This window comes from Chryseobacterium edaphi (genome assembly GCF_025628985.1).
Taxonomy (GTDB): Bacteria; Bacteroidota; Bacteroidia; order Flavobacteriales; family Weeksellaceae; genus Chryseobacterium; species Chryseobacterium edaphi.
Genome location: NZ_JAOTEM010000003.1, coordinates 405,489 through 427,871 on the forward strand (window position 1 = coordinate 405,489; position 22,383 = coordinate 427,871).

At 33.1% G+C, this 22,383-nt stretch carries 15 protein-coding genes; 7 read left to right on the plus strand and 8 right to left on the minus strand.

Annotation, left to right across the window (positions count from 1 at the left end; genetic code table 11):
• Positions 1-2: 2 nt before the first annotated feature.
• Positions 3-1,214, plus strand: coding sequence for a glycosyltransferase family 4 protein (locus tag NZ698_RS14180; RefSeq protein WP_263003856.1), 1,212 nt, complete (start codon positions 3-5; stop codon positions 1,212-1,214).
• 6 nt (positions 1,215-1,220) lie between these two features.
• Here NZ698_RS14180 and NZ698_RS14185 read toward each other — a convergent pair whose 3' ends face one another.
• From NZ698_RS14185 to NZ698_RS14215, 7 genes are all read right to left on the minus strand, one after another.
• Complete coding sequence (locus NZ698_RS14185) at positions 1,221-2,462, minus strand: glycosyltransferase (RefSeq protein ID WP_263003857.1); 1,242 nt, start codon at positions 2,460-2,462, stop codon at positions 1,221-1,223.
• Positions 2,459-3,481: a glycosyltransferase family 2 protein gene (locus NZ698_RS14190; RefSeq protein WP_263003858.1), complete on the minus strand. Its 1,023-nt coding sequence runs from the start codon at positions 3,479-3,481 to the stop codon at positions 2,459-2,461. The genes NZ698_RS14185 and NZ698_RS14190 overlap by 4 nt, the downstream gene beginning before the upstream one ends.
• A gap of 5 nt (positions 3,482-3,486) precedes the next feature.
• Entirely contained in the window at positions 3,487-4,731 is a 1,245-nt protein-coding gene (locus NZ698_RS14195) for a hypothetical protein (protein ID WP_263003859.1), read from the minus strand.
• Positions 4,732-5,116: 385 nt separating this feature from the next.
• Complete coding sequence (locus tag NZ698_RS14200; RefSeq protein WP_263003860.1) at positions 5,117-6,343, minus strand: glycosyltransferase family 4 protein; 1,227 nt, start codon at positions 6,341-6,343, stop codon at positions 5,117-5,119.
• The gene (locus tag NZ698_RS14205; RefSeq protein ID WP_263003861.1) at positions 6,344-7,171 is read right to left on the minus strand and encodes a class I SAM-dependent methyltransferase; all 828 of its coding nucleotides are present in this window, start codon (positions 7,169-7,171) and stop codon (positions 6,344-6,346) included.
• A complete protein-coding gene (locus tag NZ698_RS14210; RefSeq protein ID WP_263003862.1) occupies positions 7,161-8,540 on the minus strand; it encodes a hypothetical protein in 1,380 nt (459 codons plus the stop codon). Before NZ698_RS14210 ends, NZ698_RS14205 begins: the two co-directional genes overlap by 11 nt.
• 2 nt (positions 8,541-8,542) lie before the next feature.
• Entirely contained in the window at positions 8,543-8,887 is a 345-nt protein-coding gene (locus NZ698_RS14215; protein ID WP_263003863.1) for a phosphomannose isomerase type II C-terminal cupin domain, read from the minus strand.
• A 92-nt stretch (positions 8,888-8,979) separates the two neighbouring features.
• Here NZ698_RS14215 and NZ698_RS14220 point away from each other — a divergent pair, with 92 nt between their 5' ends.
• The 3 genes from NZ698_RS14220 to NZ698_RS14230 all read left to right on the plus strand — a co-directional run bounded on the left by NZ698_RS14220 (position 8,980) and on the right by NZ698_RS14230 (position 12,695).
• The gene (locus tag NZ698_RS14220; protein ID WP_263003864.1) at positions 8,980-9,888 is read left to right on the plus strand and encodes a glycosyltransferase; all 909 of its coding nucleotides are present in this window, start codon (positions 8,980-8,982) and stop codon (positions 9,886-9,888) included.
• Positions 9,889-9,963: 75 nt separating this feature from the next.
• Positions 9,964-11,691: a glutamate--tRNA ligase gene (gltX, locus tag NZ698_RS14225; protein WP_263003865.1), complete on the plus strand. Its 1,728-nt coding sequence runs from the start codon at positions 9,964-9,966 to the stop codon at positions 11,689-11,691.
• Positions 11,692-11,738: 47 nt separating this feature from the next.
• Positions 11,739-12,695, plus strand: coding sequence for an acetyl-CoA carboxylase carboxyltransferase subunit alpha (locus tag NZ698_RS14230; protein ID WP_242803636.1), 957 nt, complete (start codon positions 11,739-11,741; stop codon positions 12,693-12,695).
• Between the two features lie 57 nt (positions 12,696-12,752).
• Here NZ698_RS14230 and NZ698_RS14235 read toward each other — a convergent pair whose 3' ends face one another.
• Positions 12,753-13,442 carry a DUF6759 domain-containing protein gene (locus NZ698_RS14235; RefSeq protein ID WP_263003866.1) on the minus strand — a complete coding sequence of 230 codons (690 nt, stop codon included), beginning with the start codon at positions 13,440-13,442 and terminating at the stop codon, positions 12,753-12,755.
• Positions 13,443-13,589: 147 nt separating this feature from the next.
• Between NZ698_RS14235 and tsf the strand changes: the two genes are divergently transcribed.
• The 3 genes from tsf to NZ698_RS14250 all read left to right on the plus strand — a co-directional run bounded on the left by tsf (position 13,590) and on the right by NZ698_RS14250 (position 22,251).
• Entirely contained in the window at positions 13,590-14,417 is an 828-nt protein-coding gene (gene tsf / locus NZ698_RS14240) for a translation elongation factor Ts (protein WP_263003867.1), read from the plus strand.
• A gap of 195 nt (positions 14,418-14,612) precedes the next feature.
• Positions 14,613-19,076: an FIDD domain-containing protein gene (locus NZ698_RS14245; protein WP_263003868.1), complete on the plus strand. Its 4,464-nt coding sequence runs from the start codon at positions 14,613-14,615 to the stop codon at positions 19,074-19,076.
• A gap of 79 nt (positions 19,077-19,155) precedes the next feature.
• Positions 19,156-22,251, plus strand: coding sequence for an FIDD domain-containing protein (locus NZ698_RS14250; protein WP_263003869.1), 3,096 nt, complete (start codon positions 19,156-19,158; stop codon positions 22,249-22,251).
• Positions 22,252-22,383 lie beyond the last annotated feature (132 nt).

A 22,383-nucleotide genomic window follows, 5' to 3' on the forward strand; every position in this document is an offset into this window, starting at 1 on the left:
CAATGGGAATCAAAAGAAAGATAAAAAATTACATTCACATCAAAAAATATTATCCTTTATCTGAAAAGGTAATTCCTCATGATGAAAGTAAAAAAACAATTCTTATTGTTGACAGTCAAATTCCTACGTTTGATAAAGATTCTGCATCCAATAGAATCACGGAAATTGCAAAGTTTTTAGCAAAATATTACAACGTTTATCTTGTTGACTGGCGAAAAGCAATCCCAAACGTTGATTCAAAAAAATACATTAAAAATCTAAATGATCATAATGTAACGGTTTACACTCCTTTTATCAACAGATTTGGTATTCTGAAAGGGAAGAAACATTTCATAGATAATTTGCTGCCGAAGATTGATTTTGTATGGTGTCACAGACCTGAATTATTTGAATATTATTTAGATTTTTTCAGAAATAAAGCTCCAAAAGCGAAGATTATTTATGACATGGTCGATATTCACTATCTGAGAATGGAAAGAGGTCTTGAGATAAAATACGATAAAAAAAGAGAAAAAGAAGTCGTACGTTACAAGTATATTGAAACCGAACTGAGTAAAAAAGCCGATAAAATTGCTGTAATCAGCGATAAAGAAAAGGAATTTATGAAAGCTTTTGTAGATGAGTCTAAACTCTTTACAGTAAGCAATGTTCATAATCTGAAAGTACAGCCGGAAAATATGCCGCCTTTTGAAAAGCGAAACGGAATTTTCTTTATCGGTACATTTCTTCACGATCCGAATGTGGATGCAGTTGAAGTTTTGCACAGTCAAATTATGCCTTTAGTTTGGAAAGTTTTACCTGATTTGAAAATCACAATCATCGGTTCCGAAGCTCCGGAATCTATCCTGAAAATGAATTCTGAGAAGTTTGAAATTACAGGTTATGTAGAAGATATTATTCCGTATTATGAAAAATGTTTTGCATCTGTTTCGCCACTGCGATTTGGTGCAGGTGTAAAAGGAAAAATCGGTCAGGCTTTGGAATATACACTTCCTGTTTTAACAACTGAAATCGGCGCAGAAGGAATGTTTTTAGAAGACGGAATTACCGCATTGATCGCTGGTAACGAAGATTATCAAAAATTTGCAGATAATATCGTTGCTATTTGTACTAATAAAGAATTGTGGAATGCACTTCATTTCAATTCTGAAAAAGGAATTTATCCGTTTTCGATTGAAGCTCAGAAAGAAGAAATTTTCAATATGCTATCTTAGGACAAATTAAGAAACAAAAGATTTTAAGAAATGCTCCCACTCAATACTGATTGTTTCGGGAGTATATTTTTTCATTACCACATGAGCATTTTGTCCCAGATTATGTCGCAGTTCGGCATCTTGCATCAATTTTTCAAGATATATCGTCAATTCGTCTGTATCTTTTGCAAGAAAGCCATTTTCTTCGTGTTTTATTAGTTCATTGACTCCCGAACAAGTCACAAATCCCAAACTTGGAAGACCAACCGACATTGCTTCGGTAAGTGCTAAAGGAAAACCTTCATATTTACTCGGAAAAATAAAAATATCAGAATCTCTGAGCTCTGAAACCGGAGTTTCTGTAAAACCATTTAGAAATATTTTATCCTGTAAATTAAGTTGCTTGATTTTTTCGTTTAAAAAATTAAAATCATTTCCTACTCCAAAAAAATGCAATTCCCAATTCGGAAATTTTCCTGAAACTGCCGCGAAAGATTCTATTGCAAGATGTTGCTGTTTACAATCGGTTGCTAAAGATGCAATATTAATAATCTTATATTTATTCTTTGAAATTTTATGATTTACTAATTTATTATCAAGACATTGCGGAACCGGATTTGGAATCACATTCGATTTTCCATAATATGTATTTGGAAGAAAATCTTTATAGCTTTCAAATAAAATCTGAATTCCTGACAGTTTTTGATACGCATTTTTTAATAAATCCATTTCAAAAGGACTTCTATGCCACAAAATATCAGAATAATCATAATCCGGTCTTCCGTTGGTCGAATTGACAATCGGAATTTGATATTCGTTTCCAAAAGTAATTTCCAGAAGAGAACTTATAGACATTGTTACAATAATATCTGGATTCAAAGAATCAATGTAAGATTTCCAAGCTTTCGAACGATTTTGAAGATTTAATTTAAAAATTTCATCTAAACCACCATTTTTTTTGATTAAACTTTTATTTTCTCTTTTCGTAAGTTTCTTCTCAATTTTATAAGAAACCCATTTTACAGGGTTGAAACCTTTATAATTATATGTTTTTTTGGGCTCGATCTGAGAAATATTTTCGTCAAAAATATTCGTTACCAAAACATTATCATTTAAAGGAAAAACTGGTTTTCCGTCAACATTTTCATTGGTTGCAATCACCATTGTGTGTCCCAAATCAGATAATTTGTTGGCCAAAAAACTGCAAATTTTTTCAGTACCTCCCGATCCGTTAATAAAACCTTTATGTTGTACGAATAAAATTTTCATTGATTGAAATTATCATTAATCTTTTTTCTCAGCTTTCTTCTTACATTTTTCACGGGAAGCAACTTTATCATAAACAAATAAAATTTCTTCTTAGCTCTCTTTCGTTTTATGTAATCTGAATAAAATTGATCAAAATCAGAAACATCATTAGAATTGATAAAATAAAGAAAAGGCTGCCTGAGCAATTGTTTGTCTGCATCTGAAAGATATGGCAAAACTTTTAGCATAAACTTCTTAATTAAATCTAGTAAAAAAGTTTTTTGCTCTTTGTTCAGAGACATTGATAAATATCTCAGCTCAAATGGTTCATGTTCCACAAAGAGTGCTAAATGAAGAGCGTGAGATTTAAATAAGTTGTTCTTAGTATAAAACTCATATAAAATGTCAAACCAAACGGGAATCTGATGGATAACCTTCCAACAATCTTCATTGATTTTTAGATGATTTTGATTCTCATGATGTCTGTAATGATAAATTCCATGAGGATTTGTCCCAATTTCTTGAGTCAATGCAATTAACTGATGAGAAAACAAACCGTCTTCACAGGGTTGAATGTGTTCCGGAAATCTTATATCTAAGTGTTTTTTCAAGAAATCCATTTTCAAAAACTGAGCGCAAGTCGGCAATGCAGAAACATTGGGTAAACGTTTGCAAAATTCTTTTCCGACAATCGTTATATAACTATTTTGATTTTTAGCTGCTTCGTAAGAAGTTTTTAAAAATTCGGAATCGAGAATATCATCAGAATCAAGAAAAAAAACATATTCACCATAAGCTTTTGATAATCCTAAATTTCTTGCAACTGAAACTCCCGAATTTTCCTGAATGAAATACTGTATTCTGTTGTCTTTTTTCAAATAGTTTTCACAAATAATTCCAGAATTATCTGTACTTCCATCATTCACCAAAATAAGCTCAAAATCATCAAAACTTTGAGAAAGAACACTTTCTATTGTTTCACTCAAAAATTTCTCTGTGTTATATATCGGAATAATTACAGAAACTGAAATAGCATTCATGAATGTTATTTAGTAAGACAGGCATTAAGCTTTGCTTTATTAAGCTTAAATTCTCTGTATTTAAAAACTCCGGATTTATAGGCGATAACTGCTCCAAAATCAATCGTTTCGCTATCGGTATTCATCGGAAAAACACAAGATCTGTAAGTATTTTTTTCTACTAATGGTTTTGGAAGTACTTTAAAATTTAGCCCATCCTTCGAAAAAGCTAAATAAAGACTTTCAGCAGTATATTTTTTCACTTCACCTGCAGCAATACATAAGAAATAATATCCGTCTACATAAGTTGCCTGAATATGCCATGGTGCGTATTCTGAATTAATTTTAGTCCAAGGTTTATTAATAAAATTGACTACTTTACTATCTTTAAAATTTGAAAAATCCAAACCGTTGTTAGACGTTCTTGTGATCACATAAGAAGGATCATTTCCCGGAAAATTCGGACTGATATTATTCTCAACTTCATAACTCGTATATTTTTGACCATTATAAACAATACTTGGCGAAATGATATGATTATCTTTTGGCGCATAAGGAGTATTGCTTGTGTAAACAGCTTCTAAAGGAGTCCAGTTGATCCCGTCGGTAGAAGTTTGTCTCACAATCGTTCTTTGAGAATTTTTTCCTAATTTTTTTGTATTATTTTGATTTTTGGCTCCTCTAGCTTTCAAAGCAACAGCTTTTATCATACTTCCTCTGTAGTACAATGAGAATTTTCCATTTTCAAAAGTCCAGTCAACATCTGACCAGAAACCTTGTTTAGCATCAACTTTATTTTCAGAAAAACTTTCATTTACAGAAGGTGCTTTTTGCAACGGACCTGCAACTCCATTTGGACCGCTCCAATTGATACCGTCATTTGACACGACAATTGTCGGATTTTCATATCTCTTAGAAGTCTGTTCGTTTCCAACTGATCCAAAGTAAGGAGTGAAAACCATCCAATATTTATAACCATTAAATCCGTTTGGAAAATATTGTACATCAGGATGACAATACGCCATATTCGGACTATTGATATTTTTGATAAGAGCAGGATTATTTTGTCCCGGATAATTTCCGTTTGCTATTGCGTTGATATTAATCGTTCCAAGATCTGTAAGATAATCTAGTAAACCATCATATTCTTTATTATTATCTGATACAGAAGGTACATTTTCTGCAAATAAGCTTTCTTCCTCTTGAGAACAAGAAATTGCAAAAACGATAAGCAGAAGCAAAAATTTCCACTTTTTTATATATTGAAGCATTGTTCTATTCGTTATTTATTGTTTATAACACTTTTCGTTTCCTATTTTTTAATAATTGAGAACTAAGCTTTTATCTTCAATCTACGATCGATATTGATAATTTTTGAAATATGAGATATCCTTTTGATTGAGTTTAAGCAAATAATTATTAATTACAAAATTTCACAAATATAAGATCAAAAACAATTACTTATTAGTTATTTAATAAAAAAATTATTGATTTTTTTGAAATAGTTTTGGTTTTGTTTATTAATAGTTAACAAATACCGATTACTATTGAATTTCTTATTATCGACATTAAATTTTTAATTAAAATTAAAACAGAAAACGATTAGTAGAACAATCAATTTTAGAAAAGACAAAGAAATTTTGTGGATAAAAAAAACTATGAATTGCAAATTTTCTGATAGATCTCAACAATTTCATCAGCAGACTTTTCCCAAGAAAACATTTTTGATCTTTCCAATCCTTTTTGAGAATATACAGTTCGAAGATGATCATCTTTATACAAAGTAAGCATTGTCTGAGAAAGTGATTCTACATCTTTAGGATCGAGCATAATCCCTGCATCTCCAACAACTTCCGGCAAAGAAGATGTATTGGAAGTAACGGTCGCAACACCACATTGCATTGCTTCCAAAGGCGGCAAACCAAAACCTTCGTAAAGAGACATATAGTAAAAAGAATTTGCATGGCTGTATAAACTTGCAAGATCTTCATCCGGAACTCTTCCGGTAATGATTATTTTATCTTTTAATTCTTGGGCATTATCATATTCATGAAAAATCCTGTCATAATCCCACCCTTTTGCCCCTACCAAAACCAATCCGAGATCATCAATATTATTTTCCTTCACAACTTTCAAGAATGTACGAATGACATGATCTACGTTTTTACGAGGTTCTAAAGTACCCACACTTAAAAAATATTTTGCAGGGAGATTATATTTTTCTTTAATTGAATTAAACTTTTCTTCATCATTACAAACATAGAAAAGCTCTTTTGAAGCGGCTAAAAGGCTTACATAAACATGATCGGGATTTATGTAAGGAGCATAATTTAGCAAATCTTTTTTTGTATTCTCCGAAACACAAATAGCATAACCATCTTTTCCGATGCTTGAAACAATTTTCTTTAGCAGATTTGAAGTAAAATGTAAATCGGGTAATAATAAAGGTATTAAATCATGAATCGTTATCACCTTTTTAATATGAGGAAATTTATCCAGTCCTTTTGGAAGAGGATTATATACAGAGTGATATATTTGTGCACTTTGTAGCACATCATTATTATAATCTATTTTATAATCGTAAATGCCAATTTTATTGTAAAAGATTCTGAAAGGTTTTTCTTTTCTAAAAGGGATGAATTTTACTCTTTCACAATTGATCGCAAAGATTGGAGAAGTAATATTGTGGTCATCAAAAAAGAAATCAATTTTTGATGAAGTATCTTTACAATTCTTGACATCAGTAGTAGAATATGAAATATCTATCTTCTGATCAGAAACCAATCGATTAAATAGCTCATAAGCTACCCGAAAAATTCCGGTCTCGTTAATTCTGTAGGTTTTCCCGATAATCTCTATATCAAATATAAGTTTAGTCTTCATTTAACTTTGATTTGCTGCTTCTTCATTTAGAATCTCTTTTATTTTAAGATAATCTCTATGTTGATAACTTTCTCTTTGAGGATAATTAGTTCCAATTTTCTTTTTTATAAGACCAAAAAAATACGAATATTCAGTTTTATCGTTCAGCGCAACATCTACTTGTACTTGAGAAAAAGTCTTATTTGTGAAAATATGAAGGTTTCCTTTCCTGTAATAATTTTTAGAAAATTTTTGCGCGACGATCTGTAATGATCTCTCAGAATAAAAAGCAATATGTTGTCCGGTTTCCGCAGCAATATATACCCAATTTTCAACTTCGGATACTGTTTGAGGAATTATATCTGTAGAAAAAATAAGATGTTTAGAATATTTTAGAATATTCTCAATTTCCAAAAGTGGATTTTCCAGATGCTCAAATACTTCGAAAGCTGTAACTAAATCAAAATTTGACTCGTTTAAGTCTTCAATATCAAAATGTTTTGAAAACAAATTTTCACAATAAATATCCTGTCTGTAAAAATTATATCCTTTATCTCTCATTGCTCGTACAAAAAGACCATAACCTCCCGCAAAATCCAAAAAAAACTGTGCTTCAGGAAATAGACAATCTATCATTTTGCTCACATTTTCCTTTAAGAAATCATTCCGATTTAAAATACCAATATCTAATGATGTAATCGCATTCTCATATGCTTCTTTTAGCCAAAATGGGTCATCAGTCTGTATAAAACCACAATTTGAACATTGATGATAATCTACCAGATATTTGACTAGAACAGTTTTCTCAAAAATTTTATGAGAAGGTTGTTTACATATTTTACACTCCATGTGATAAAATTTTTGATTTTTCTTTAAAAGTAAAAATATAAATTACAATATAACAAATCGATAGCAATATAATATTATAATAATAGTTGCCAAAAGCTTGTTTTGACAATATAAATATTATAAACAATAGCAATATAAAATATTTTATCAGTGAAAAAGGTGTATAACTTTTGTTTTTATAAAACATAAAATAGATGATCCCCAAAACAGCAAGAATTAAATAATTGGCAAAATCAGAAATATTAATTCCCTTTTTAAATAAATATCCTGTTATCGAAAGAGCATCATATCTGGGGTTAGAAATATTAAAATAGTCTATACTATAAAGTAAGCTTTTATTATCAATAATCAAAAAGGGTAAAAAGCATATGAAAAATGACAGAAAAGTCAGCGACATATATTTAAAATAATCACCAATAGAAAACTCTTTATGATAATACAAAACAACCAATGGCAGCAATGGTAAAAAATAAAGTTTCATAGACATGATTATTCCTAAAAAAATAAAACCAAGAGCTTTTTTTCTATAGATGATTGATATAAAAAACAAACAGAAAAAAGGAAATGATAAGCTATCAATCCATGCATATTTTATCATATAAAAAGTATAAGGACAAGTAAAAACCAATAATATACTTATACTTAAAATTTTCAAATCTTTTTTCAGACCAAAAAATAAAATTAAACATCCCGAAATAAGATAAAATATATTACCATAACGTAAATCTCCAAAAAACACTTGAAATGGAGTCAGCAAGTAAATATTTATTGGCCAATAAACTAATTTTATATCCTGTTTTCCGTAAGCATAATTATAAGTTCCATTGTAAATATCAGTATAAACTCTTTCGTATGGATTTTTCAAGTGTAACAAGTCATTTATTGACTGTTTGAGAATTATAAACAAATCAATAAAAGGGTCTGGATATAAAAAAGGAACAATTAATGAAAATAATATAAAAACAATCAAGTATGCAATTGTCAAAATTTTTATTTTTTTATTGAAGCTTAATATTATAATTAATCCATTTATGATGAGAAAAATAATTTTTGAATTAAATCCAATATAATTTTTTAACGTTAAAAAAAATTGACTTTCGTTTTCTATTTTTCCAGTAAGAAAAATAAAAATATTAATAAAACTGAGAAAATATATACATTTTGTAACAGAAAAATCTTCAGTTAAAGAAAATTTGGTTTCCGAGAAAGTAAAAATAATAAGAAACAGAATAAAAGATAAAATGGGTAAGAAACTAAGCTTTGAATTTGAGCCTATAAATATGGACAGCAGTGCTCCTAAAATAAAATATCCATATAAGAATACAGATATTTTATTTAATTTTTCAATATAATTTTTAAGAATTTTCACAATCAACTTCTATCATATGCATCCTCTAACCTCACAATATCATCCTCACCAAAATAAGTTCCGGTTTGAACCTCGATAAAAACAACTGGCTTATCAGACAAATTCATGATACGATGTTTTGCTCCTAATGGAATAAAAATACTTTCTCCGTAAGACAACTTGATTTCTTGATCATCAAGTACAATTGTGGCGTCTCCTTCGATAATTGTCCATTGTTCCTGTCTTTTGTGATGATATTGATAGGATAATTTTTGTCCCGGATTTACTTCTATTCTTTTTAATTTGTAGTGAGGCTCATCTGCCAATACATAGTATTTTCCCCACGGTCTTTCACCAATTTCTAACATTATTTGTAATCTTTAAATACAAAAGTAAAAACTTAAATTATAAATCCCGTATTATTTAAAAAAAAATAAGAATTTTGCATAAAATTAATAAAATGAAAATTAGCGGCTACGGCTATGTAAGAAATGGTTTCCAGTATGGTGTTCCTTTTCTAGAATCCATTCAATCGGTTTTGCCAATTTGTGACGAATTCATCGCTGTTGTAGGTGACTCAACAGATGGAACACGTGAAGCTATTGAAAACTTAAATAGTCCTAAAATCAAAATTGTTGATACCATTTGGGATGACAATCTGAAACAGCACGGCAAAATTTTTGCCCAGCAATCCAATATTGGGTTGGAACACGTTACCGGAGACTGGGTTTTTCATATTCAGGCAGATGAAGTTATTCATGAAAATGATTTGCCTAAAATTCTTGAAAATATAAAAAAATACAACGACAATCTTATTGTAGAAGGTTTTCTACAGCCGTTCCTTCATTTTTGGGGAGATTACAATCATATCAGAAACAGCAGAGCTGTACACAAAAACGAGATCAGAATTTTTAAAAACAATTCTGAGATTAGATCTTATATCGATTCGCAGGGTTTTAGAAAGTTTAAATCTAATGAAGGATATTTAAATGGAAGCGAAAGAGGAGAAAAATTAAAAGTTTTACGTCTTGATGCTCCAATATATCATTATAATTCTGTGAGATCTACAAAAAAAATGACTCTTAAAGCCAATAATTTTCAATATTATTATGGTCAAAAGGATCAAAAATTAGCTGAAGCGCCGAAAGAAGAGTACAATTACCACACAGTTGACAGAGTCGGTAAATTTTTAGGAACTCATCCAAAAGTAATGACACAGGCCATTGCGGATCACGATTTTGTTTTTGAACACGATAAATCTCAGGCAATTTGGGACAAGAAAGACAAATTGGTACAACCGCTGGAAGATTTGCTGAAAATAAGAATCGGCGAATACAAAAATTACATTTTACTTAAAAACATCAAATAGTTTTTTCTAAAAAAGACATCCTTTTACTGATAAACTTTTTTGAAATGCTTAAATTTGCACCTTAATTTCAAAGAAATGAATAAAGTAAGAGTCCGTTTTGCACCAAGTCCTACAGGACCTTTGCATTTGGGAGGTGTAAGAACTGCATTGTATGATTATCTTTTTGCTAAAAATCAGGGCGGTGAATTTGTATTGAGAATTGAAGATACAGATACCGCAAGATACGTTGAAGGAGCCGAAGATTATATTGAAGAAGCTCTTGAATGGTGCGGAATCATTCCCGACGAGAGCCCAAAAAAAGGCGGGAAATTTGCTCCTTACAGACAATCTGAAAGAAGAGATATCTACGACAGATACACCGAGCAAATTTTAAAAACAGATTACGCTTATATTGCTTTTGATACTGCCGAAGAATTAGATGCAATCCGTGCAGAATTTGAAGCAAAAGGCGAAGTTTTCTCTTACGATAACAAAACCAGAAATCGTCTTAAAAACAGCATTGCACTTTCTGAAGAGGAAGTTCAAAAACTTTTGGATGCAAAAACTCCTTATGTTGTAAGATTCAAAATGCCTGTTGACAGAACTTTAGGTTTAGTAGATATTATCCGTGGAAATTCCGCAGTAAATACAGACACTTTAGACGATAAAGTTTTAGTAAAAAACGACGGAATGCCGACTTACCATTTCGCCAACATTATTGATGATCACGAAATGGAAATTTCTCACGTCATTCGTGGTGAAGAATGGTTGCCATCTTTAGGACTTCATACTTTATTATATGAAGCAATGGGATGGGAAGCTCCTGAGTTTGCACACCTATCTTTGATTTTAAAACCAGATGTTTCAACGTTAATCAGTAAAGAAAATATTGACAGCATTACAAAATCTTTCACTGAAGAGTTTGTTACAAAAAACAGTCAGTTTTCTTTTGATGAATCATCTGCCATTATTAAATCATTCTTTTCAGAAGTGAAAAGTCCGAGATTCAAATCAATGCTGAATGAAAACGAAAAGGATAATGAAATCACAGCTTCTGTAAAACAGTTTTTAAAGAAAGGACTTTCCGGAAAACTGAGCAAAAGAGACGGTGATAAATTCGGATTTCCAGTATTTCCTTTAATTTTTACAGATCCTGCAACTGGTAATGTTTCTCAAGGTTATAGAGAAAACGGTTATCTTCCTGAAGCATTTATCAACATGGTTTCGCTTTTGGGTTGGTCTCCTGCTGCTGACAAAGAAATTTTATCCTTGGATGAAATGACACAAGAATTTGATTTAAATAAAGTTCACAAAGCCGGAGCAAGATTCAGCAAAGAAAAAGCAGAATGGTTTAATCATCAATACATTCAGTTGAAATCAGATGATGAATTACTACAAATTCTAAAAAATTCAGATTTAAATTTAAATGCTGAAGATGAAAAATTGTTGAAGATTATTCATCTGATGAAAGAGAGAGCCACTTTTCCGAAAGATATTTACGAAAACGGAAAATTCTTTTTCGAAGCTCCAACTTCTCACGACGAAAAAGCATCTAAAAAAGCTTGGAATGAGGAAACTGCAGATCTTTTGACTGAATTTGCTGAAAATTTGAATTCAATAAATGATTTCAGTTCAGAAAATATTAAACAAAACTTACACGATTTTGCGGAAAACAAAGGTGTAGGAATGGGAAAAGTGATGATGCCGTTGCGTTTAGCATTGGTTGGAGAACTCAAAGGTCCGGACGTTCCAGATATCTTGGAACTGGTTGGTAAAGAAGAAAGTACGGCCAGAATAAACAATGCTATAAATAATTTTAAATAGAGTTGCATAATTTTTCATAAATTTGAAAGATTTAATTTACTTCAAGAATGGAATATTTAAGTTTCGAACTTCCTATAAAAGAACTGATGGATCAGTATCAAACCTGTTCATTGGTAGGAGAAGAAAGTGGTGTTGATGTAAAATTAGCATGCAGTCAGATCGAGGATAAGATTATAGATACCAAAAAACAGATCTATGGAAATCTTACGCCTTGGCAAAGAGTACAGTTATCGCGTCATCCGGATCGCCCTTATACTATTGACTATATTAAAGGTATGGTAGATAAAGGCAGTTTTTTGGAGCTTCACGGTGACAGAAACTTTGCAGATGATCCTGCGATGATCGGAGGATTGGCGACTTTAGACGGTCAAAGAGTGATGATTATCGGTACTCAAAAAGGAAGAACAACCAAAGAAAGACAACACAGAAGATTCGGAATGCCGAATCCTGAAGGATACAGAAAAGCTTTAAGACTAATGAAGTTAGCCGAAAAGTTTAAAATTCCTGTAATCACTTTAGTGGACACACCGGGAGCTTATCCTGGATTGGAAGCTGAAGAAAGAGGTCAGGGTGAAGCGATAGCAAGAAATATTTTTGAAATGACGATGCTTAAAACTCCTATTTTCACTTACATTATCGGTGAAGGAGCGAGTGGCGGAGCTTTAGGAATTGGTGTTGGTAACAAAGTATACATGCTTGAAAATACTTGGTACACCGTAATTGCACCGGAAAGCTGTTCTTCAATCTTATGGAGAAACTGGGATCATAAAGAGGATGCCGCAAACGCATTGAACCTGACTCCAAAAGATGCATTAAGAGAAAAATTCATCGACGGAATCATCGAAGAACCACTTGGTGGAGCTCATTACGATCCAGAAACAACCTATTTGAATCTGAAAACTTCGATTTTGCAAAACATCAAAGCGTTCTCAAAATTCACAGGTAAAGAATTGGAAACACAGAGACAAGACAAATTTATTGCGATGGGGCAATTTAAAGGATAAAAAAAAAGGTAGCTGAGAATTTCAAAGCTACCTTTTTTATTTTGATTTAATTTAAACCTAATCAGCTACATCAAGCTGTATCTCAATATCTTTATTAATTTTCTTTAATGAAGAATATTTTGCATCACAAACCATTGTCGTCAAAACATATTCACCTTTTTCAATCATTAAAAAATTCTGTCCTTTTGCAGGAACGTCAAGATTATAATATTTTTTTCCGCTGATTTTCACAATCAATCTGCAGTTGGATTTATTTTTAATATTGACATATGCTTCTTTATCACTTGGATCATTATTAAAAAGATGAGTCAACATTGATGCTGTTTTTTTCGATTTATCACTTGGTTCGGCTTTTTTGCTTGAACTTCCCACACTTGCATAACTTACGCTTCTTTCGGGTGCATTTGTAGTTGCTAAATTTTTACCCTTATTGAGTTCATTATTGCTAACAATTTTTTCAATTTTATCTTTGCTTAACGGTTTTATGGTTGGTTTGGCTTCCGGAGAATTGTCTGCCATAATAATCGTGATCAGTCTTTTCTTAAAAAAATCTGTTCGTGCGTGACCCGGATTTTGTTTTAGAAATCCTGCGATAATTCTTGGTTCGTTTGAAGTTTCAGCTTCAGTTTCTGTATATATAATGACTGTTTCTTTCTCTGCAACAGCTTTCGTTTTAGATTTTTTCTTCTTTTGGGAGAAGCCTAAACAGAATATAGAGAGGAATAAGACTAGAAATATTTTTTTCATGTAGTAAAAACTTTAAAAAATTTATTAAATAATACTATAACGTGAAAAGTCATTTTTTAGTTTATCATTAAAATCATTATCTTTGCACATCTTTAAAATAAACTATTAAAGTTAATCATAATTTTAAATAAAAAAATAATAAATATTATGTCTTATTCACCAGCTGCTGCAGACGTAGCAAAATTGAGAAACCAAACAGGTGCAGGTATGATGGACTGCAAGAAAGCTTTAGTTGAAGCAGAAGGAGACTTCGAAAAAGCAGTAGATATCCTTAGAAAAAAAGGACAAAAAGTAGCTGCTAACAGAGCTGACAGAGATTCTTCTGAAGGTGCTGTAATCGCGAGAGTAAACGAAGATAACACTTTAGGTACGATCATCTCTTTAAACTGTGAGACTGACTTTGTTGCTAAAAACGAAGCGTTCATCGAGCTAGCTTACGAAATTGCTGAAATGGCTATTTTCGCTGCTACTAAAGAAGAATTGTTGGCTACAGATTTCCATGGAATGACTGTTGCTGAGAAATTGATCGAGCAAACAGGTGTAATTGGTGAGAAAATCGAGATCGGTGCATTCGAAAGAATTACAGGACCTTTCTTGGGAGCTTACATCCACGCTGGAAACAAAATCGCTGCAATCACTTCACTTTCTGCAAAAGTAGACGGTGCTGACGAAGCTGCTAAAGCTGTTTCTATGCAGGCTGCTGCAATGAACCCAATCGCTCTTGACGAAACTAAAGTTTCTCAGGAAACTATCGACAAAGAATTGGAAATCGAAAGACACAAACTTACTGAAGAAGGTAAACCTGCAAACATTATCGAAAATATCCTTAAAGGTAAAATGCAGAGATTCTACAAAGACAACACTTTGGTACACCAGGATTTCATCAAAGACAGCTCTATGTCTGTTGCTGATTATGTAAAATCTGTAAACGGAGACTTGAAAGTGACAGGATTTGTAAGAGTAAGCTTATCTTAATCGATCTTCAAACAAATATACGATCCCGGTGAATTTTTCACCGGGATTTTTTATTTTATCCAAATTATGAACATTAACAAATTATGAAGTTTCACTTAAAAAATTCACATTTTGAAAAAACATTAAAATATGTTAAAAAATTAATATAATAATTTGATTATTAATACTTAAATTTGTCGCCCTTTTAATTCTGGCATGAAAAAATTTTTACTAAGTATTTGTACATTTCTTTGTTTATTGGTGAATGCTCAATTGGATACTGATCATTGGTTTGCTCCAATGTCTGCAAGAGCCGGAACGTCGGGCCTTCAGAGTTTTCTTTATCTGTCGACCAACGAAACTACTCCATTTGCAGTCCAGATTTACAACAACAATATACTTTACAATACTGTTACTGTCAGTAAAAATAATCCTGTTCAGGTAAGTATTCCGCAATCTTTTTTATTGGCGACCAACCAAAATGACCTTATGACACCTGTATCAATGGGAATGTATGCGAAAGGTCCTAAAAAATTCTTTGCAAATTACAGGTTTTCGGTAACCAATCATGCAGAAATCATTACTTCTAAAGGTTTAGCCGGACTAGGAACTACTTTTTATGCGGCAATGGCACCACTTACTGCCGATCAAACATACATCAATTCTACGATAGGAGTTACTGCTACAGAAGATAACACTACGGTCGTTGTTTCTGGTTATAATCCAGCAGTTGTCTTCGCAGATGGAACTTCATCACCGACAAAAACTTTTACATTAAACAGAGGACAATCTTATATTTTGGATGCTGTAAGTAGCGACAGTCCAAATAATTTAGACGGATTGGTAGGAGCCAAGATCGTAGCAACAAAAGCAGTTTCGGTAACTAACGGAAATTTTAATGCAATCTATACCAATCAAAATTTTACGAATAATGATATTTTGATGGATCAGGCTGTCCCTGTAGACAGATTGGGGAAAGATTTTGTGGTGGTAAAAGGAAATGGCCCTGCAGCTTCCGGCATGGAAACAATTTTAGTAATCGCTACAGAAAATAATACAACTTTCACTGTAAACGGCGCACCATCAGGAGTGACTCTGAATGCGGGACAATACTTTATGATTCCCGGAAATTCATTCATCAATCAGGGGAATAACAATTTCAATATGGGAATTTCCTCAAACAAAAACATGTATGTTTATCAATTGTTAGCTGGTGTAGCAACAGGAACTATCTATGCGACAGGAGGATTTAATTATATCCCGCCATTGAGCTGTTTTTTGCCTAATAAAGTTGACGAAATTGGCTTTATTAATAGTATAGGATCTCAAACTTATAATACAAAACTGAATATCATCACCCAAACCGGAGCAGCCGTAACACTTAACGGAAATCCGATTGCAGCCGGAAACGGACCTTATTCTGTGACAGGAAATGCAAACTGGGTATCTTATTCTATCCCGAATATCACAGGAACTGTAACTGTAAATTCTACAAAATCCGTAACTGCAGGAATCATCGGAGGAAGTGGCGCAGTAGGTTATGGTGGTTATTTTTCCGGATTTTCATCAGTTCCGGTAATCTCAAAAACTGGAGATTGTTTAAACGGAATTATTCTTCAGGTTGACAATACATATGACGCTTACCAATGGTTTCTCAACGGAAATCCTATTCCAGGAGCAACAACTTATTTCATAAATCCTGAAACTTACGGTGCAGGAAATTATACTTGTCTAGTTACAAAAAACAATTGCGAGTCTAAACTTACCAATGTTTATAATTACACATTGTGTCCACCGATCTCTACGACAACTTACAATATAGGATCTTGTAATACAAAAACAGTGATTCCTGCATTTACAAATTCTACACAGGTAATTTCGCCAATTCAGACAAGCGTTGTTGTACAGCCAACTTCAGGAACTGCAACAGTAAATCCTGCAAACGGACAAATTACTTACACGCCAAACCCAGGTTTGGCAAATGATATTACAGATACATTTACTTATTACATTGAAGGCAACGGAACTCCTGCCGCTTTTGAATATTTTAAAGTCATTCTCAATATTGATGTTTTAAAGGTAAACAATGCTTCATTAACTCTGTGTACAAACAGCGGAACCAATGGAACATTTAATTTAACTACAGCTGCAGTTACTCCGGATTCCGGAACGACATCTACTTATTTTTCAGATGCTGCTTTGACGACACCAATTACTACTCCTTCTGCTTATGTTTCAAATGGAGGAATTGTTTATGTAAAAGTAACTTCAGCATTCGGTTGTTCAAAAACAGCACAAGTAACTTTAACTGTAAATTCCGCTCCGAATATCAACACAGCTTCCTACAATGCAGATATTTGTGATGATGACAATGATGGAATCATCAATATTAATTTTACGACTGTAACTCCACAAATTGTGGTAAATTCAACAAGTTTTACTGTAAAATATTATCTAAATCAAGCTGATGCAACTGCGGGAAACAACAATACTTTACCTGTTAACTGGAGTTATACAGCCAATACAACCGTTTATGTAAGAGTAGAAAGTACAAACGGATGCCCTCCTGCTTTCGGACAAATTAATTTTAAACTTAAAAATAAAGCTCCTTTACTTACTCAGACCCACGTTTTACAAATTTGCGACACAGATAACAACGGTTCTGAAACTGTTAATTTAAATAATTACATTAGCATATTTACTACAGATCCTTTAACGACAGTAACATTCTACAGTACTTTGGCTGATGCACAATCAGGAACAAATGCTATTTCTAATACACAGACAATCAACAATGGCGCAACCGGAACTTATTATTTAAGATTTACCAATGCAGCCCAATGTTACAACACCGGAAATCTGGCTATAACTGTAAATGCAACTCCCAATATCAACACGTCTAATTTCAATGCGGATATCTGTGACGATGACAGCGACGGAATTATTAATATTAATTTTGCGACTGTAACTCCACAAATTGTTACAAATTCGGCAAGTTTCACAGTTAAATATTATTTAAATCAAGCTGATGCAACTGCTGGAAACAACAATACTTTACCTATTAACTGGAGCTATACATCAAATACAACTGTCTACGTAAGAGTTGAAGGAAATGCACCTTGTTCTCCCGCTTTCGGACAGATTAATTTCAAAATCAGAATTAAAGTTCCTTTACTAGTGACAACTTATGTATCCAATTTATGTGATACAGACAATAATGGCTCTGAAATAGTGAATTTAAATACATATAAAAATATATTTACAAATGATCCTTTAGTAACTTTAACATTCCACAGCACTTTGGCAGATGCACAAGCGGGAACAAATGCTATTTCTGCAACGCAAACGATAAATACCGGTGCTACAGGAATTTTTTACATAAGATTTTCAGATGGCTCACAATGTTTCAATACTGCAACACTGACTGTAAAAGTAAACGCAGTTCCTAATATCAATACAGCTAATTTTAATGCAAACATCTGTGATGATAATCTTGATGGAATTATAAACGTAAATTTCAGCACAGTAACACAGCAGATTGTAACAAACTCCGCTAATTTTACTGTAAAGTATTATTTAATTCAGGCCGATGCAAACGCCGGAAACAATAATACTTTACCTGTAAACTGGACTTATACAGCCAATACAACCGTTTATGTAAGAGTTGAAGGTAACGCTCCTTGTCCACCGGCTTTCGGGCAAATCAACTTTACAATCGGAAATAAAATCACTCTTATCACAAATACTGTAAATACTCAAGTTTGTGACAGTGATCTCAATGGTTCTGAAACGGTAAACTTAAACGATTATAAAAATCAATTTACAGTTGATCCCGGAGTTTCTCTGACTTTCCATACTACTTTAGCCAATGCACAGGCAGGAACCAATCCGATTGCAACGCAACAGGTAATTACTACTACAGGAACATATTTCGTAAGATTTACAAGCAATAATGCATGTCCGAATACCGGAACATTAACTATTACTTTAAAAGCAGGAAAAAAATCTGATGTATTAAAAGATCAGGTTGTATGTTCAGGTGAAAAAGCAATTTTAAATGCCGGAGCCGGATTTACATCTTATCTGTGGAGCACCGGAGCGACTACTCCATCAATTACAGTAGGTGAAGGAATTTACTTTGTTGATTTAGGATTTAATGGCTGTATTTATAGACAAGAAGTAAAAGTAACAACTGCTCAGTCTCCCGTCATTACAAGTATTCAGGTAACAGGATCAACTGCAACTATCAATGTTACAGGTGGAACTGCTCCTTATAAATATTCTATCAACGGAATTGATTATCAGTCATCAAATGTCTTTAGCGGACTTACGAGAGGACCGCATACCGTTTATGTTTTAGGTGCAGATGGATGCCGACCAGTCATAAAAGAGTTCCTGATTATCAATCTTGTGAACGCTATTACTCCAAACGGGGATGGTCATAATGATGTTTTAAACTATTCTGAGCTAAGATTGAAGCAAAATGTGAGTATTGAGGTTGTTGATCGCTACGGAGCTCCAGTTTATAAATCATCTGATAAAAATTATATCTGGGACGGTAAAGCAGGCGGAAGAACCCTCTCAACAGGGACTTATTGGTATATTTTGAACTGGACAGAACCTGATACAAAATTACCAGTTTCGTATTCGGGATGGCTATTAATTAAGAATAGAGAATAATTTTTAAATTTTCTTTATGATTTATTAACAATATATTAAATATTATTTTAATTTTGTACAAATCCTAATTCCATAATTTATGAAAAGATTTCTACTCAGCTTAGTATTAGTTTTTGCAACATTCTCTTCTCTGTTTGCTCAGAGGGATACCGAACATTGGATCGCTCCGTTTCATTACACACAGGCTTATACGCAATCTGTTTATCTGTCTACTGATTCGGTAATTCCGTTTGAAGTGACCATTACAAGTAACAATTTGCCATTACCTTCACCGCCACTACCAGCAGCACCAATACCATCGACCATTACTATCAGTAAAAATAATCCTGGAATTTTGGTAATTCCAAGTTCGGTTATTTCAACTAATACTAGTGCAGAACTTTTCACTGTTATCACAAAAGGTATCTACCTTAAAGGTTCAAAGCCATTTTATTGCACATTGCGAATGGTAAGCAGCACTACACACGCTGAGATCGTTACCAGCAAAGGTAAAGCAGGTATCGGAAAAGAATTTTATGTAGCTAATACTCCTTCTACTGCTACTTCAAATAATTTTACTGCCGGAGTTTTAGCAACTGAAAATAACACAGTCGTTACTGCAACATGGACTGGTACTGTAGGTTTCATAGGGGGCACCCCGACAGGAAATACACAAACATTTACTTTAAATAAAGGGCAATCTTTCATTTTTGCAGGTAATACATCAGGTACTGCCCCTTTCATGGGTGCAAAAATTGTAGCAGACAAACCAATTACACTTACCAATGGAAATGTGAATGGTAATTTTGGTAACAATACAGGCTCAGGTTCTGATGCCATTCTTGATCAATCTGTACCAGTAGAAAGGCTTGGAAGCACTTTCGCAATGGTTAGAACGAGATCTACAACCGCTGATTTGGAAGGCGCAATTGTTGTAGCAACTGAAAACAATACTCAAGTATTTTTGAATGGCTCTGGTCTTGCCGTAGCAACATTAAATCAAGGACAATGGTATAGAATTACCGGTGACAACTATGTTCCTCAAGGGTCTTCTGGTCATTACAATATGCTTGTAAGCACTTCAAAAAATGTTTATTTATATCAACTAGTATCGGTCGGTGATAGTAGCGCAACTTGTGGCTTCAATTATATACCGCCATTGAATTGTTTTCTTCCAAGAAAAATTGATGAGATCGGCAAAATCAACGAAATGCCTTTACCAATTCCTACTCCAAGTGATATGGTTATTAAATTAAACATATTGACTGAAGCAGGGGCAACTGTGTTAGTAAACAATGTTGCACCAACAGCAACTCAAGGACCTTTTCCACTTACAGGAAATTCCTCGTGGGTAACTTACGGGATAGAAGGAGTTACGGGAAATCTTACAATAACATCAACTAAAGCTGTAACAGCTGGTATTAATGGAGGTTATAGTACATCTGGATATGGTGGATACTTCGCAGGATTCTCATCTATCCCGATTATCGCAAAAAAGACAGGAGACTGTGTACCCGGAATCGTTTTGGAGGTTGATGACAGTTACGAATCTTATCAATGGTTTTTAGGTTCTACAGCTATTACCGGAGCAACATCAAATACCTATACTCCTACAGTGGGTGGAAATTATACAGTAAGAGTTACAATGGGAACCTGCCCTCCTGTGACAACGCCTATTTACAAAGTATTTACATGTTTAACACAAACCACTCAATCAGTGAATATATGTGGAAGTAAAGTGATTACGCCTACTTTTACAAATTCTACCCAATCTCCTTTAGCGAGTACAGTAACAATTATTACACAACCTGCACACGGAACTGCTTCGATTAATCCTTCAACAGGTGCCATTACTTACATTCCACAAGCAGGATATTTGGGAGCAGATGTAATCGTTTATAAATTCTGTGGAAATACTCCGGAATTCGTAGACTGTGAACAAATTACTTTAAATTTAAATTTAGTACCATTTGTATTGACAGACAGAACTATCAAGGCTTGTCAATATGCAGGAAAAGGATATTTTGACTTAACAACTGCTAACGTTACAGATAATTTAGTACCGACAACTAAAAAATTCTATCCTACTTTGGCTGATCTTAATGCAAATACAAATCAAATCACTAATCCTACAAATTACTTCTCAGGAGCTGGCTTTGTATATGTAAGAGTAACGACCTCTGAAGGCTGTGTAGGTAATGCTAAAATTACTTTAGAGTTCTTCCCTACTCCGGTAGTAAATGAAGCAACATTAACAGTATGTTTTATAGAAAATAATGAAACTAAAGGTACATTCAATTTAACTTCTGCGGTAATTACGAATGAAACTCCGGTTACCAAAAAATATTATCCAACATTTACAGATGCAAGCAACGGAACTAATGAGATTACAAGCCCTATTCCAACGGCTTATATTTCAAGCAACGGCTCTGTCTATGTTAGAGTATTTAATTCAAACGGATGTTATGCAATCGCTAAAATCAATCTGAAAGTAACTCCTCCGAAGAGATCAACTGTTTTAAAGGACAAATTTATCTGTATTGATGACAGAACCACTTTAGATGCAGGATCAGGATTCCAGTCTTACCTGTGGAGTACAGGAGCAACTACTCAAACTATTCAGGGAGTTCCTGTTGGCAATTATTGGGTAATTCTTCAGAATGAAGGATGTTCTATAAAGCAAGCAGTAAGCGTTAAAAAAGCTAACGAACCGGTTGTAACATCTATCGAAATCTCTAACAATACTGCTACAGTAATTGTAGAAAGCGGAACTGCACCATACAAATATGCAGTGGACGGAACTACAACTTGGCAAGACTCAAATGTATTTACAAATCTTACAAGAGGTCAACATACATTCTATGTAAAAGATGCTTTAGATTGTACTCCTATTTCTATTGAAATTACAGTACCTAATCTAGTCAACGCAATCACACCAAATGGAGATAATGTAAATGACGTATTAGATTACAGCGCATTAGCTTACAAAGGAAACCTTACATTTGTAATCTATGACAGATACGGAAATAAATTATTTACCGGAGACAAGTCAAACAACTACAAGTGGGACGGAAGATTTGCCGGTAAAGGAATCCTTACAGGAACATATTGGTATCATATCAACTGGGTAGAACCGAATGTGCAAAAAACACCTGTAAAATATACAGGATGGATTTTGGTAAAACATAGAGAGTAATATTTTATTTATAATAAAAAAAAAGCCACAGCAACCAGTTGTGGCTTTTTAGTTAACATCATTAACAATATTTTAAAAAATTTCTGAAAACATATCTCTTTTTACATTATTTTTGTAAAAATCCTAATTCTA